Genomic DNA, 14,389 nt, shown 5'->3' with positions numbered 1-14,389 from the left:
CACGGGAGCGCCGGGGCGGGGCCCTGCGGCCGCGGTGCGTGCGTCCAGCGCCGCTCAGTCCTCGTAGGCGTCCAGCGGCGGGCAGGAGCAGACCAGGTTCCGGTCGCCGAAGGCCTGGTCGATCCGGCGCACCGGCGGCCAGTACTTGTCGACCGTCGAGACACCGGCCGGGAAGACGGCCTCCTCACGGCTGTAGGCGTGCTCCCACTCCCCGCCGAGCGCGGCGGCGGTGTGCGGGGCGCCCCGCAGCGGGTTGTCGTCGGCGGGCCACGCCCCTGAGCCGACCTTGTCGATCTCGGCGCGGATCGCGATCATCGTGTCGCAGAAGCGGTCCAGCTCGGCCAGGTCCTCGGACTCGGTCGGCTCGATCATCAGCGTCCCGGCCACCGGGAACGACATCGTCGGCGCGTGGAAGCCGTAGTCGATCAGCCGCTTGGCGACGTCGTCCACGCTCACGCCGGTCGCCTTGGTCAGCGGGCGCAGGTCGATGATGCACTCGTGCGCGACCAGACCGCCGGGTCCGGTGTACAGGACCGGGAAGTGCGGCTCCAGGCGCTTGGCGATGTAGTTGGCGGACAGCACGGCCACCTGCGTGGCCCGCTTGAGGCCCTCGCCGCCCATGAGCCTGACGTACGCCCAGGAGATCGGCAGGATGCCCGCCGAGCCCCACGGCGCCGCCGAGACCGGGCCGACGCCGGTGGCGGGACCGGCCTCGGGCTGCAGCGGGTGGTTGGGCAGGTACGGCGCGAGGTGCGCGCGCACGGCGACCGGGCCGACGCCGGGACCGCCGCCGCCGTGCGGGATGCAGAACGTCTTGTGCAGGTTCAGGTGGGAGACGTCGCCGCCGAAGTGGCCGGGCTTGGCCAGGCCCACCAGGGCGTTGAGGTTGGCGCCGTCGACGTACACCTGGCCGCCGGCCTCGTGGACCCGGCCGCAGATGTCGGCGACGTGCTCCTCGAACACGCCGTGCGTGGAGGGGTAGGTGATCATCAGCACGGCGAGCTGGTCGCGGTGCCGCTCGATCTTCGCGCGCAGGTCCTCGACGTCGACCTCGCCGTCCTCGGCGGTCTTCACGACGACGACCTTCATCCCGGCCATCACGGCGCTGGCGGCGTTGGTGCCGTGCGCGGAGGACGGGATGAGGCAGACGGTGCGCTGCTCGTCGCCGTTGGCCCGGTGGTAGCCGCGGACCGCGAGCAGACCGGCCAGCTCGCCCTGCGAGCCGGCGTTCGGCTGGAGGGAGACCTTGTCGTAGCCGGTGACCTCGGCGAGCCGGTCCTCCAGCTCGCGGATGAGGGTGAGGTAGCCCTGCGCCTGCTCGGCGGGCGCGAAGGGGTGCAGCTGCCCGAACTCGGGCCAGGTGACCGGCTCCATCTCCGTGGTCGCGTTGAGCTTCATGGTGCACGAGCCCAGCGGGATCATGCCCCGGTCGAGCGCGTAGTCGCGGTCGGAGAGCCTGCGCAGGTACCGCAGCATCGCCGTCTCGGAGCGGTGCTGGTGGAAGACGGGGTGGGTGAGGTAGGCGTCGGTGCGCAGCCGGGACTCGGGCAGCACCTGAGCGGCGGCGTCCAGCGCGTCGATGTCGCCCGCGGTGCCGAACGCGGACCACACGGCGTGCAGCTGGGCCCGCGTGGTGGTCTCGTCGCAGGCGATCGAGACGTGGTCGGCGTCGACCAGGCGCAGGTTCACCCCGGCCTCGCGGGCGGCGGCCACGATGCCGGCGGCGCGGCCCTCGGCCTTGACGGTGAGCGTGTCGAAGTAGGAGTCGTGGACGATGCGCGCCCCGCCCGCCTTCAGGCCCTCGGCCAGCACGGCGGCGTAGCGGTGGGTGCGCCGCGCGATGTCCTTCAGGCCGTCGGGACCGTGGTAGACGGCGTACATGCCGGCCATGACGGCGAGCAGCACCTGCGCGGTGCAGATGTTGCTGGTGGCCTTCTCGCGGCGGATGTGCTGCTCGCGGGTCTGCAGGGCCAGGCGGTAGGCCTTGTTGCCGTCGGCGTCGACGGAGACGCCGACCAGGCGGCCGGGCAGGCTGCGGGCGAACTGCTCGCGCACCGCCATGTAGCCGGCGTGCGGCCCGCCGAAGCCCATCGGGACACCGAAGCGCTGGGTGGTGCCGACGGCGATGTCCGCGCCCAGCTCGCCGGGAGAGGTGAGCAGCGTGAGGGCGAGCAGGTCGGCGGCGACGGTGACCAGGGCGCCCAGCTCGTGCGCCTGGTCGATGACGGGCCTGAGGTCGCGTACGGCACCGGAGGCGCCCGGGTACTGCAGGAGCACGCCGTTGATCTCGCGCTCGGCGACGTGGGCGGGGATGCCGTCGCTGAGGTCTGCGACGACGACCTCGACCCCGGTCGGCTCGGCCCGGGTCCGGATGACGGCGATCGTCTGCGGCAGCGTGTCCGCGTCGACGAGGAACAGGCCCTTCTTGTTCTTGCCCATGCGCCGTGACAGGGCCAGCGCCTCGGCGGCGGCCGTGCCCTCGTCGAGCAGGGAGGCGCCGGAGGTCGGCAGGCCGGTGAGGTCGGCGACGACGGTCTGGAAGTTCAGCAGCGCTTCGAGCCGGCCCTGCGAGATCTCGGGCTGGTACGGGGTGTACGCCGTGTACCAGGCAGGGTTCTCCATGACGTTGCGCAGGATGACGGGCGGGGTGAACGTCCCGTAGTAGCCGAGCCCGATCATCGAACCGAGCACCTGGTTGCGGTCGGCGAGGGAACGCAGCTCGGCCAGCACCTCGGCCTCGGTGCGGGCGCCGGGCAGGTCCAGGGTGTCGGCGTTCTTGATGACGTCCGGCACGGCGGCGGCGGTGAGTTCGTCGAGCGAGCCGTAGCCGACCTGCGCGAGCATCTTGGCGCGCGCCTCGAGGTCGGGCCCGATGTGGCGCTGTTCGAAGGGGATGCCCTGTTCGAGCTCGGAGAGCGGAATGCGCTGGGCGGTCATTGCGGAGGCCTCCTGGTCTGACGCGACCTTCGAGGGACACCACGGCGCGGGTGTCCCGACGGCCTCCCCCTCTGTCATCTCAACCTGAGAGCTTCACCGGGCCGCCGGCAGGCGACCGGCTTTCACCGTCGGTGAGAGCGGAAGCCGTCGACACCCGCTCTGCTTTCCAGAGTGACCTCGTCCGTGCGGTACGTGGGCCTGAGAGATTCCGGGGAGGATTTGCTCCTTCGGCGCCTCCGGTGATGCCGGAGGACTCTCCCGCACGGGGTCAGCAGCCGCTGCCAGGGTACCAGCGGGCCGAGAGCCGGAGCCTTCGAGTGGCCGCCCGGCCGAATGTGCTCTTTCGTAGTGCTTACGGATGAGGTGCGACCATGTGGAGGGACCGTGCTGACCGAGATCGATCCGCGCAATCTGATCGGCCGCAAGGCGTTCGACCGCAACGGCAACAAGATCGGCACGGTGGACGAGGTCTACCTCGACGACGCCACCGGCGTGCCCGAGTGGGCGGCCATACGGACCGGACTGTTCTCCCGGGACGCCTTCGTGCCCCTGGAGCCCAGCGAACTGGTCGAGGGCGCCCTCCACATCCCCTTCGACCGCTCCCTGATCAAGGAGGCGCCCGACTTCGGCGTCGGCCGCCACCTCTCCCCCGAGCAGGAAATCCAGCTCTACCACCACTACGGCCTCGACCTCACACCTCCCGCCGCACTCCCCGACCGCGACTTCGGCAAGCTGGCCGGCTCCGGCTCGGAGGAGGCCTGAAGGATCCCCCGGCCCCGGCCGGGCGCGGCACGGTCCACCCGCCGACTCACCCACACCGGCACCGCGCCGCACCGACCGCCGCCGCCCCGGAACCCTCCGCCGCGAACCGCACGCCTTCCGCCAGGAGAACTCACCCGCCCCCACACGCGAAACACGGTCCCCTCAAGAAGCAGGCTGTCCCAGAAGCACCTTCCGGCTCTGAGCACGCTGCCGCGTCGTCCCTCAGCCCCGACCTCTCAGCCCCGGCCGCCGGTCTCCCCGCCCACCGCCGCGGGCGTACCGGCCGGATCCGCCGGTCTTCGCCGCACCAGCGGCAACGGATCCGCCGGTTGCAGCGCCGGGTCATCGACACGGAAGGTCCGCACCCGGCCGGGCTCCGAGCCGGGTGTCTCGAACCTGACCGTGACCCTGCCGACACCGCTGCCCTGCACCCACCCGTGCCCGTGTTCGGCGTGCCGCACGTCGTGCCCCGCGGACCAGTGCCGCTCGGCGGGCCCGGCAGCCTGCACCTGGGCCGGTTCGTCCACGCGCTCCTCCGCGGGGCTCTCCGCCCCCGCACCGGCCGCCTGGGCGAACAGGTCCTCCTGCGTGTAGTCGGCGAGCCCCGACACGCCCACGCCGAGCAGCCGCACCCCGCCGGTGGTGTCCACGGAGTCCAGCAGCCGGGCCGCCGCCTCCCGGACCACCGCGGGATCGTCGGTGGGCCCGCGCAGCGTCTCGGACCGGGTCAGGGTGGAGAAGTCGTAGCGCCGCACCTTCAGCACGATGGTGCGGCCCGAGAGCCCCGAGCCGCGCAGCCGCCGCACGCAGCGGTCGGCGAGCCGCTGGACCTCCAGCCCCACCCGCAGCCGGTCGTGGATGTCGATGTCGTACGTGTCCTCGACCGACACCGACTTGGCCTCCCGCTCGGCGACGACGGGCCGCTCGTCGTGGGCCAGCGCCATGGCGTGCAGCGCGTGCCCGTGCGCCTTGCCCAGGAGCCGGACGAGTTCGTCCTCGCCCGCCTCGGCGAGTTCGTCGACGGTGTGGATCCCGGCCCGCCGCAGATGGTCCCCCGTGGCCGGTCCGACGCCCGGCAGGGTGCGCACCGAGAGCGGGCCGAGGAGGTCCCGCTCCGTGCCGGGCTCGATGAGCACCAGCCCGTCGGGCTTGGCCCGCTCCGAGGCGATCTTGGCGAGCATCTTGGAGGCGGCCAGCCCCACCGAGCCGGTCAGCCCCGTCACGGCCCGGATACCGGCCCGCAGCTCGGCCCCGGCCAGGCGGGCGGAGGCCTCGTCCCAGGCCGCTCCCCCGGCCTCCAGGTCCACGAACGCCTCGTCCAGGCTGAGCGGCTCCACGAGCGGGGACAGCTCCCGCAGCAGCTGCATCACCTGTTCGCTGATGGCCCGGTAGAAGCCGAAGCGGGGCACCAGGTACGCGGCGTTCGGCGCCAGCCGGCGTGCCTGGGCCATCGGCATCGCGGAGTGGACGCCGAAGACCCGGGCCTCGTACGAAGCGGTGGCGACCACGCCGCGCGGTCCGAGTCCTCCGACGACGACGGCCTTCCCCCGCAGGCTCGGCTTGGATGCCTGCTCCGCCTGGGCGAAGAAGGCATCCATGTCGAGATGCAGGATCGTGGGCGCGGTTCTCACATCTCCGATGCTGCACCACGGCACTGACAATGCCCCCTCGCGGGGCACGGCCCGGCTTCGCGACCCGGCCCGGCCGACCGCCGGCAGGACGGCCGGGGTCCTCGGCCGACGACCCGCCCACGCCCGCCGTTCGGAGGGCTCAGACGGCTCGGTTGCGGCGCCGGGCCAGCTCGTCGCCGGGGTTCTGGCCGACCAGGGTCTCGCCGGTGTCGACCCGCTCGCCGTGCAGCTGGGACAGCGCACTCTCCACATCGCGCCACACCACGCCGACGGCGATGCCGAAGATGCCCTGGCCGCTCTGGAGCAGGGCGTGCACCTCGTCGGGGGAGGCGCACTCGTAGACCGTCGCGCCGTCGCTCATCAGCGTCATGCGCTCCAGGTCGCTGAAGCCCTGCCGACGCAGGTGCTGCACGGCGGTACGGATGTTCTGCAACGACACACCGGTGTCCAGGAACCGTTTGACGATCTTCAGGACGACCACGTCCCGGAAGCTGTACAGCCGCTGGGTGCCGGACCCGTGCGCGGGCCGCACGCTCGGTTCGACCAGGCCGGTGCGGGCCCAGTAGTCCAGCTGCCGATAGGTGATTCCGGCCGCCGCGCAGGCCGTCGGGCCCCGGTAGCCGATCTGCTCGGTCGCCATGGACGCCGCCCCTCCGCCGCTGGGCACGGCCGTCGGCCGTTGCGGAGCCTGGTCGGCCGCGCTGCCGTGAAGCGGGTACGGGCCGTTCCCCCCGACCTCGCGTCCGGGGGCACCCCCAGCCGTACCGTCGCCGCTGCTTCTCACGCCGACCTCCGTCCTTGACCTGCCTCCTCGACGGTAGGCAGTCACCAGGGGTGCGTCAACGATCGCCACACTCGGCACGCCGAGTGATAATCACCCTAAGAGTGGTTTCCCGTGCCCCACCGCGGGGAAAGGCTAGCCGAATGGTCTCGCGGGGGGCTGGAGGCCGCTCTCCGAGGCCGGTGGCATATGTGGACGTTTCACTGGCTGCTGCTGCCGAAGTCCTCGGGCGAGATCTGGTCGAGGAACTCGCGGAACTTCTCCACCTCGTCCTCCTGCTCGTCCGGGATCGCGATGCCGGCGTCGTCAAGCACCGTGTCGCTGCCGTAGATCGGCGTGCCGGTGCGCAGCGCGAGCGCTATGGCGTCCGACGGACGGGCACTCACCTCCACCCCGCTGGCGAAGACGAGCTCGGCGTAGAAGACACCCTCCCGCAGGTCCGTGATGCGCACTTCCGTCAGCTCCTGGCCAACGGCTTCCAGCACGTCCTTGAACAGGTCGTGCGTCAGCGGTCGCGCGGGGGCCATGCCCTGCTGGGCGAAGGCGATCGCCGTCGCCTCCCCGGGTCCGATCCAGATGGGGAGGTAGCGGTCGCCTCCCACTTCACGCAGGAGCACGATCGGTTGGTTGGAGGGCATTTCGACCCGGACACCTACGACATCGAGCTCGTTCACACAGCAACCCTAGGCCGTGCCCGGGATGTTTGGGTAGTCGGGCCGGAATCGGGAGGGCGATCCGGCCGCCGGACGAGCTCCGGACCTTCCTCGGGCGGCCTCCCCCGGCACCGCCGCGCCGAAGCCCGGCACCCCACGACCGAAGCCCGGGCAGCCACCCCGGCGCTCAGGGCAGCCGTACCCCGAGCGCCGTCTGCACCAGCGCGGAGTGCAGGCTGACCGTGAGCGCGGCCAGCTCCTTCGTACGGTCCTCCGCGTGCACCCTGGTCTGCGGGTTGCGGTGCCGCCTGAGCGGGGCCACCACCTGGTCGACCAGACCGGCCTCCCGGTCCGCGGCGGCCTTCATCACCCGCAGGTGACGCGGCTCGATGCCGAAACGTCCCAGCTCACGGATGAGAGAGGCCACGGTGACCGTCTCCGCGTCGTAGCTGCCGTCCTCCAGGGCGGTGACGAGCCCGTAGGACTCCCACTCCTGGAGTTCCGCGTCCTCGATCTGTGCGGCGGCCAGCAGTCCGGTCCGCCCGATCCGGGCCGCCACCGGCGCCTCGGCCTGCTTCGGGACCGTCTCGCCGCCACGCTGCCGGCCGAGCACCGGCGGCTGGACGGCCTCGCCCCGCTCCACCGCGTCCAGGTACTCGCGGATCACTTTCAGCGGCAGGTAGTGGTCCCGCTGCATCCTCAGGACGCGGGCGAGGCGCTCGACGTCGTCCGCGCTGAACTTGCGGTACCCCGAAGGAGTGCGCCGCGGCTCGACCAGCCCCTCCGACTCCAGGAACCGGATCTTGGAAATGGTGACCTCGGGGAACTCGTCGCGCAGCGCGTTCAGCACCGCGCCGATGCTCATCAGCCCACTGTCCGCGGCGGCGGTACCGTGCCCGGCACCGCCGCTCGGTGATTGAAGCATGGACCTTCCCTGGGTTCCCCGGACCGAGTCCGGGGAGGTCAGTAACCCTGTCGGCTCGAGTAGAAGACCAGCCGGTACTTGCCGATCTGCACCTCGTCACCGTTGGCCAGCGCGACCTCGTCGATCCGCTCCCGATTGACGTACGTACCGTTCAGGCTGCCGACGTCGGCCACCGTGAACGAGCCGTCCGGGCTGCGGCGGAACTCCACGTGGCGTCGCGAGACCGTCACGTCGTCCAGGAAGATGTCACTCTGCGGATGACGTCCGGCCGTGGTCAGCTCACCGTCCAGCAGGAAACGGCTGCCGGAGTTCGGCCCCCGGCGCACCACCAGCAGGGCCGAGCCGAGCGGGAGCGCGTCGACGGCCGCCTGCGCCTCGGGAGACAGCATCGGCGTCTGGCCGGTGGCCTCCGCGTCGTAGGCCTCCAGGCCGGAGATGGAGATCGTGGACGTCGTCTCCGCCGCGCGCTCCGGCACCGCTCCGGGCCTCAGCGGCGCACCGCAGTTGGAACAGAAGCGGCTGCTGTCCGCATTGCGGTGACCGCACCTCGTACACACCAGGGCCGACATGGACCGATCCTCCTGCCGCGGCTGCCCCGCCGGGGAATGGGACGCGTACGGGTCGGCGGCAAACCCTCCACCCGTACCTGAGGTTGACGGTTGGCCGAAACCTATGCCGCCTGCCTGGGCAGGGTCAACCGACGGCGCGCCCTGACCACCGGAAAAGTCACCGCCCTGACCGGCGACCTGGTCCCTGAACAGCGGGCGCTGACCCTCGGCGCCTGGCTGTGCGCGATGGCGAGCGGTCGCGTTGTCGCCGCTCTCTCGCGCGCTCTTGCCGAACAACTTCGCAAACAACTTCACGGGCGATTCCCCTTGACCGAAACAGACCCGCCCGTGGGGCAGGACGAACCCTGACTGCGTACACCGGTCGACCCGGACATCCTCACAACGTCCGTATCCACCAGACAGTTTCCACCACGCACCACCCAATCGGTGCGCCGACCCCCCGCAACCTCATGCCCCTGCCGGACGACGGCCATGCACCCCCGGTTCACCGGGAGGACGACCGAGCGTAGTCAGGCAGCTTCGCCGCTCGCAAGGCGTCCACGACGATCTTGTCCGAACGCTCGACGGACACGGTGGCCTGCTCCTTCTCCAGGGTCTGCACCACGCCTCCGGGGATGTTCAGCGCCGGCTCCAGATCCTGCGGCTTGCCGATGACCTTGAAACGATACGGCGCGGCGATCTTGTTCCCGTCGACCTCGACGCGCTTGCCGGCGTCCGTCAGATAGGTGCTCGCGACCACGCGCACGCCGTTGACCTCGATGGCCTCCGCACCGGCCGCGCGCAGCTCCTGCACCGCGTCGAGCAGCATGTCCGCCTGGACCGTCCCCTTCGTGTCCTCGATCGTCATCGTGATGCCGGGCCCCTGCGCGGCCACCGTGCCCGCCAGGATGCCGAGTTGCCGCTCCTTCTCGACCGTCTGCTTGCGGGCCTCCTCTGCCTGGTCGGAGCTGTTCTCCAGCTCCTGACGCTGCTTCTCGAGACCCTGCTTCTCGTCCTCAAGACGCTGAGTGCGGTCATCCAGTTCATCGAGGATGCGGACAAGATCTTCTTGCCGGGCGCCGCGCAGCGCGTTGCCGCTGTCGCTGTTGGAGGCCACCTGGACAGCCAGGCCGAAACCGAGGCCGAACAGCAGCAGCGCCACGACGAGTTGGGCCCGGGTGAACCGCGGCGGCCACAGTCCCTTCACCAGCCGCTGGCGGCCGGTCGGCGCGGGCTCCGACGGCTGCCCGGCCCGGTCCTCGCCGTCGAGGCCCTGCGCGGGCACCTCCGCGGGCAGTTCCTTGCGGAGCCTGTGCTCCGGCCGTTCGTCCCGGTCGGTCATCGCGCTCACGCCCGGAACACGTGCCGTCGGATCGCCGCGGCGTTGGAGAAGATCCGGATGCCGAGGACGACGACCACCCCCGTGGACAGCTGGGCGCCCACACCCAACTTGTCGCCCAGGAACACGATCAGCGCGGCGACGACCACGTTCGACAGGAACGACACCACGAAGACCTTGTCGTCGAAGATGCCGTCCAGCATGGCCCGCAGCCCGCCGAAGACGGCGTCCAGGGCCGCCACGACGGCGATGGGCAGATACGGCTCGACGACCGCCGGAACCTCGGGCCGGACCAACAGGCCGGCCACGACTCCCACGACGAGGCCCAGTACGGCGATCACGATGTGCCCTTCTCCGTCTTCTCACTGGTCGGCTGTGCGGTCCGCACGATCACGCTCGGTGCCGCGGGCAGCCGGAGGTCGCTCTCCACGGAGATGGCGGTCCGGATGCCGTAGTTGTCCTGCAGGGCGTTCAGGTAGAGCCCGTCCGGACTGTTCTGGAACCGGCTGCTCAGCCGCTGCCCGTCCCCCACCGCGAGCACCGTGTACGGCGGCACCAGCGGCCTGTTGTCGACCAGTATGGCGTCACCCGCCGCCCTGATCGCGGACAGGGTGGTCAGCCGCTGCCCGTTGACGGAGACGGCCTCTGCCCCTGACTGCCACAGACCGTTGACGACGCGCTGCATGTCGCGGTCGCGGACCCGCCCGGTGTCGGAGAACCCCGACGCCTCGCGCGGGTCGCCGTTGCCCCCCGTACCGGCTTCCTTCGCGTCGTTCACGACGAGTTTCACCCCGGGGCCGTGCACTTCCGTGGCACCGGCCAGGATCCCCGCCAGGTCGGCCTGCGGGTTGCCACCGCTGCGGCTGAGCGCCTGGCGCTGCCGCGCGTCCACGTCGTCCCGCAGTTCGTCGACGCTGCTCTCCAGCTTGTCCGCCGCCGCCGTCTCGCGGTCGATGCGATCGATCAGCTCCTGGCGCTCCTTGGCGACGACGGGGGCCGCCACGCGTGCCTGGGCCGCTCCCACGGTCACCACGAGAGCCGCCAGCACCAGGCCGGCCGCCAGCCCGAGGCGTGCCCGCAGCGTCTTCGGCAGGCCCCTCTCACCGGCGGACCTCCTCCGCGCGGCCGCCTCTGCGTAACCGTCGTCGAGGCTGTGGTCCATGACGTTGGTGATCAACGACATGGAGGCGTCGGGACGGGAGGGCCGCGAAGGTGTGCTCCGAACGGGGGGTTGCTGCGGCATGCCGCACATCGTCGCACGCCGCGGGCGCTACCTCCGAACGGCCCCACCCGCGTGCCGGACAGGCTCCCTCGGGGGCGCTCGTCCGGCACGCGGGTGGGTCGTCCGTTTCCGGGCCGGCACCGGCCTCGGCCGGCCCGGTCCGGGTCCTACCGTCCGGCGCTGTCGACGACAGCCGACCACTCGTCGAGCAGGGCCTGCGCGGAGGCGTCGTCGGGGCCCTCCGCCCACAGGTGGGTGACCGCCTCCGCCGGGTCGGGCAGCACCATGACCCAGCGGCCGTCGGTCTCCACGACCCGCACACCGTCGGTGGTGTCCACGAACCGCTCGCCGGCCGCCTCGACGACACGGCGCATCACGAGGCCCTTGACGGCCCACGGAGTCGCCAGGTCCCGCTTGAGGACGTGCGCCCGCGGGATCCGCGCGTCGATCTGGCTGAGCGTGAGCTGGGTCCGCGCCACCAGCCCGATGAGCCGCACGAACGCGGCGGTGCCGTCATAGACGCTGCTGAACTCCGGGACGATGAACCCGCCCTTGCCGTCACCGCCGAAGATCGTCCCCTCCTCGCCGCCGACCCGCGTGAGGTCGTCGGGCGACGTCGTCGTCCACTCCACCTGGGTGCCGTGGTAGGCGGCGACCTGCTCGGCGATCCGGGTCGTGGTGACCGGCAGCGCCACCCGGCCACTGCGCCGTTCGGCCGCGATGAGGTCGAGCATGACCAGCAGGGACCGGTCGTCCTCGATGATGCGGCCCTTCTCGTCGACCAGCGACAGCCGCTCGCCCACCGGGTCGAACCGCACGCCGAAGGCGGCACCGGAGGACGCGACGATCTCACCGAGTCGCACCAGGCCCGACCGGCGCATGTCCTCGGTCTCCGTGGGCCGCGACTCGTCCAGCCCGGGGTTGATCGTCAGTGAGTCGACCCCCAGCTTCCCGAGCAGGCTGGGCAGCACCAGGCCGGCGCTGCCGTTCGAGGCGTCGACGACCACCTTGAGGCCCGCCTCGGCGATACCGGTGGTGTCGACGTCACGCAGCAGCGAACCGGTGTACGAGTCGAAGACGCTGGAGGGGAAGTACAGGTCGCCGATCTCGCCCGGGAACGCGCGCCGGTACTCCTGTCGCGCGAAGACCCGGTCCAGTTTCCGCTGGCTGCCCTGCGACAGGTCCGCTCCCTGACCGTCGAAGAACATGATGTCGACCGAGTCCGGCACCCCTGGCGTCGTACGGATCATGATGCCGCCGGCGCTGCCCCGCGCGGTCTGCTGCCGGGCGACGGGCAGCGGTACGTTCTCCAGGTCGCGAACGTCGATCGCGCTGGCCTGGAGCGCGGAGATGACGGCCCGCTTCAGCGCCCTTGCGCCACGGGAGTGGTCACGCGCGGTGGTGACCGTGGAGCCCTTCTTCAACGTCGTCGCGTAGGCGCCCGCGAGCCGTACGGCGAGTTCCGGGGTGATCTCCACGTTCAGGATGCCGGAGACACCTCTGGCGCCGAACAGGTGCGCCTGTCCCCGCGACTCCCAGATCACCGAGGTGTTGACGAAGGCGCCCGCCTCGATGGTCTTGAACGGGTACACCCGCACGTTGCCCTGAACAATCGATTCCTCACCGATCAGGCACTCGTCGCCGATGACCGCGCCGTCCTCGATGCGCGCCGCCCGCATGATGTCGGTGTTCTTCCCGACCACGCAGCCGCGCAGGTTGCTGTGCTGCCCGATGTACACGTTGTCGTGCACGACGGCCTTGTGCAGGAACGCCCCGCTCTTCACGACGACGTTCGAGCCGACGACGGTGTGCTCGCGGATCTCGGCGCCGGCTTCCACCTTGGCGTAGTCGCCGATGTACAGCGGCCCGCGCAGCACCGCGTCGGGGTGCACCTCGGCCCCCTCCGCGACCCAGACGCCCGGCGAGATCTCGAAGCCGTCGATGTCGACGTCCACTTTGCCTTCCAGGACGTCGGCCTGGGCCTTCACATAGCTCTCGTGGGTGCCGACGTCCTCCCAGTAGCCCTCGGCGACATAGCCGTAGATCGGCTTGCCTTCCTTCATCAGCTGCGGGAAGACATCGCCGGACCAGTCGACCGGAACGTCGGCCTCGACGTAGTCGAAGACCTCGGGCTCCATCACGTAAATGCCCGTGTTCACGGTGTCGGAGAAGACCTGACCCCAGGTCGGCTTCTCGAGGAAGCGCTCGACCTTTCCCTCTTCGTCGACGATGGTGATACCGAATTCCAGCGGGTTGGGAACGCGCGTGAGACACACGGTCACCATCGCGCCCTTCTCCTTGTGGAACCGGATCAGGTCGGTGAGGTCGAAGTCGGTCAGCGCGTCGCCGGAGATGACCAGAAAGGCATCGTCCTTCAACGCCTCCTCGGCGTTCTTGACGCTTCCCGCGGTACCGAGTGGCTTCTCCTCATTGGCATAGGTGAGCTCCATGCCGAGCTCTTCGCCGTCACCGAAATAGTTCTTGACCAGCGAAGCCAGGAACTGCACTGTGACGACGGTCTCATTCAGTCCATGCCTTTTGAGTAGCCGCAGCACGTGCTCCATGATCGGCCGGTTGGCCACCGGCAGAAGCGGCTTGGGCATACTCGAGGTCATCGGGCGAAGGCGCGTGCCTTCGCCTCCGGCCATCACGACGGCCTTCATGTCGGAAGCGTCCTCCTCCAAGAGACGACGATCTAGCCGACTTCACCCGTCCTGATTGTCCCGCACTTTTCCGAAGCGGGCCATCGGAGCCACCGCGACTGCCTGATTGGGCGAGCTCAGTCGGCCATGGCGTCCGCACGAACCAGACGGCGGACTTGCACCACGTAGAGGACTCCTGCCCACCAATAGAGGGTTGTACCCCATCCGGCGAACGCCCATCCGAAAATTGCAGCGAGTGACGAGATCCAGCCGCTTCCGTCACTGAGCAGAAGCAGCGGGAAGGCGTACATCAAGTTGAACGTCGCTGCCTTCCCGAGGAAGTTCACCTGAGGCGGCGGGTAGCCGTGCCGCCTGAGGACGGCGACGGCCACCAGCAACATCAATTCTCGCGCGAGCAGAGCCGCGGTCAGCCAGACCGGCAGAATCTCGCGCCAGGTGAGTCCGACGAGAGTGGACAGGACGTAGAGCCGGTCGGCCGCGGGATCGAGAAGCCGGCCCAGGTTGCTGATCTGGTTCCAGCGTCGGGCGAGTTTGCCGTCCAGGTAGTCGCTGACGCCGCTCAGCGCCAGCACCAGAAGGGCCCAGCCATCGCTCTTGGGACCGCCGAACTCGGGCCTGAGGATCAGCCACAGGAACAGCGGCACGCCGACGAGCCGCGCCATGCTGAGGATGTTCGGGATGGTGAGGACCCGGTCCGTCTGGACACGGGTCTCCTGGACCTCCACCCGGGGGCCTCCTGGGAAAAAGTGCCTACGATGCTCCCTGACCTTACCTCAACGCAAAAAAGCTCTGGCCCTTGGGCTGTATGCCCAAGAGCCAGAGCTCTAAAAGGAGTTCGGCGGTGTCCTACTCTCCCACAGGGTCCCCCCTGCAGTACCATCGGCGCTGTAAGGCTTAGCTTCCGGGTTCGGAATGTAACCGGGCGTTT

12 protein-coding genes, 1 rRNA gene and 1 riboswitch are annotated in these 14,389 nt (G+C 70.4%); of the genes, 1 reads left to right on the top strand and 12 read right to left on the bottom strand.

The annotated features are described in order from the left end of the window. Nucleotides 1–54: 54 nt before the first annotated feature. Nucleotides 55–2,937: an aminomethyl-transferring glycine dehydrogenase gene (gcvP, locus tag ACFC02_RS37840; protein ID WP_376366826.1), complete on the bottom strand. Its 2,883-nt coding sequence runs from the start codon at nt 2,935–2,937 to the stop codon at nt 55–57. Between the two features lie 176 nt (nt 2,938–3,113). Beyond that, a riboswitch (glycine riboswitch) is annotated at nt 3,114–3,208 on the bottom strand. Between the two features lie 113 nt (nt 3,209–3,321). On the opposite strand from gcvP, the gene ACFC02_RS37835 reads away from it, so the two are divergent. Continuing rightward, complete coding sequence (locus ACFC02_RS37835; RefSeq protein ID WP_376366825.1) at nt 3,322–3,699, top strand: PRC-barrel domain-containing protein; 378 nt, start codon at nt 3,322–3,324, stop codon at nt 3,697–3,699. A gap of 236 nt (nt 3,700–3,935) precedes the next feature. Here the strand turns inward: ACFC02_RS37835 and ACFC02_RS37830 are convergent, their stop codons facing one another. The 11 genes from ACFC02_RS37830 to rrf all read right to left on the bottom strand — a co-directional run. Further along, complete coding sequence (locus tag ACFC02_RS37830; protein ID WP_376366824.1) at nt 3,936–5,330, bottom strand: DNA polymerase IV; 1,395 nt, start codon at nt 5,328–5,330, stop codon at nt 3,936–3,938. Between the two features lie 139 nt (nt 5,331–5,469). Continuing rightward, a complete protein-coding gene (locus ACFC02_RS37825; RefSeq protein ID WP_376366823.1) occupies nt 5,470–6,114 on the bottom strand; it encodes a MerR family transcriptional regulator in 645 nt (214 codons plus the stop codon). A 197-nt stretch (nt 6,115–6,311) separates the two neighbouring features. After that, the gene (locus tag ACFC02_RS37820) at nt 6,312–6,785 is read right to left on the bottom strand and encodes a bifunctional nuclease family protein (RefSeq protein ID WP_003988851.1); all 474 of its coding nucleotides are present in this window, start codon (nt 6,783–6,785) and stop codon (nt 6,312–6,314) included. 166 nt (nt 6,786–6,951) lie between these two features. Next, nucleotides 6,952–7,689 carry a MerR family transcriptional regulator gene (locus ACFC02_RS37815; RefSeq protein WP_376366822.1) on the bottom strand — a complete coding sequence of 246 codons (738 nt, stop codon included), beginning with the start codon at nt 7,687–7,689 and terminating at the stop codon, nt 6,952–6,954. Nucleotides 7,690–7,727: 38 nt separating this feature from the next. After that, nucleotides 7,728–8,681 carry an FHA domain-containing protein gene (locus tag ACFC02_RS37810; protein ID WP_360970099.1) on the bottom strand — a complete coding sequence of 318 codons (954 nt, stop codon included), beginning with the start codon at nt 8,679–8,681 and terminating at the stop codon, nt 7,728–7,730. A gap of 61 nt (nt 8,682–8,742) precedes the next feature. Further along, entirely contained in the window at nt 8,743–9,579 is an 837-nt protein-coding gene (locus ACFC02_RS37805) for a DUF881 domain-containing protein (RefSeq protein WP_376366827.1), read from the bottom strand. A gap of 5 nt (nt 9,580–9,584) precedes the next feature. Beyond that, complete coding sequence (locus ACFC02_RS37800; RefSeq protein WP_003988855.1) at nt 9,585–9,917, bottom strand: small basic family protein; 333 nt, start codon at nt 9,915–9,917, stop codon at nt 9,585–9,587. Continuing rightward, nucleotides 9,914–10,828, bottom strand: a complete 915-nt coding sequence (locus tag ACFC02_RS37795; protein ID WP_376366821.1) for a DUF881 domain-containing protein — start codon at nt 10,826–10,828, stop codon at nt 9,914–9,916. Before ACFC02_RS37795 ends, ACFC02_RS37800 begins: the two co-directional genes overlap by 4 nt. 137 nt (nt 10,829–10,965) lie before the next feature. Then, nucleotides 10,966–13,461, bottom strand: coding sequence for a sugar phosphate nucleotidyltransferase (locus ACFC02_RS37790; protein ID WP_376366820.1), 2,496 nt, complete (start codon nt 13,459–13,461; stop codon nt 10,966–10,968). A 116-nt stretch (nt 13,462–13,577) separates the two neighbouring features. Next, entirely contained in the window at nt 13,578–14,186 is a 609-nt protein-coding gene (locus ACFC02_RS37785; protein WP_376366819.1) for a CDP-alcohol phosphatidyltransferase family protein, read from the bottom strand. 108 nt (nt 14,187–14,294) lie between these two features. Further along, nucleotides 14,295–14,389 (bottom strand): 5S ribosomal RNA (rrf, locus tag ACFC02_RS37780); the annotation flags it as partial.

The organism is Streptomyces sp. NPDC056160, assembly GCF_042268205.1.
In the GTDB taxonomy this organism is placed as follows: domain Bacteria; phylum Actinomycetota; class Actinomycetes; order Streptomycetales; family Streptomycetaceae; genus Streptomyces.
Note: the sequence above shows the minus strand (reverse complement) of the source record. Positions and strands in the feature narration are given on the sequence as shown.

Bases quoted from the DNA above. Each gene is read 5' to 3' on its own strand.
- ACFC02_RS37815 (WP_376366822.1), bottom strand. From the start codon at position 7,689: ATGCTTCAATCACCGAGCGGCGGTGCCGGGCACGGTACCGCCGCCGCG.
- gcvP (WP_376366826.1), bottom strand. From the start codon at position 2,937: ATGACCGCCCAGCGCATTCCGCTCTCCGAGCTCGAACAGGGCATCCCC.
- ACFC02_RS37795 (WP_376366821.1), bottom strand. From the start codon at position 10,828: ATGTGCGGCATGCCGCAGCAACCCCCCGTTCGGAGCACACCTTCGCGG.
- ACFC02_RS37790 (WP_376366820.1), bottom strand. From the start codon at position 13,461: ATGAAGGCCGTCGTGATGGCCGGAGGCGAAGGCACGCGCCTTCGCCCG.
- ACFC02_RS37805 (WP_376366827.1), bottom strand. From the start codon at position 9,579: ATGACCGACCGGGACGAACGGCCGGAGCACAGGCTCCGCAAGGAACTG.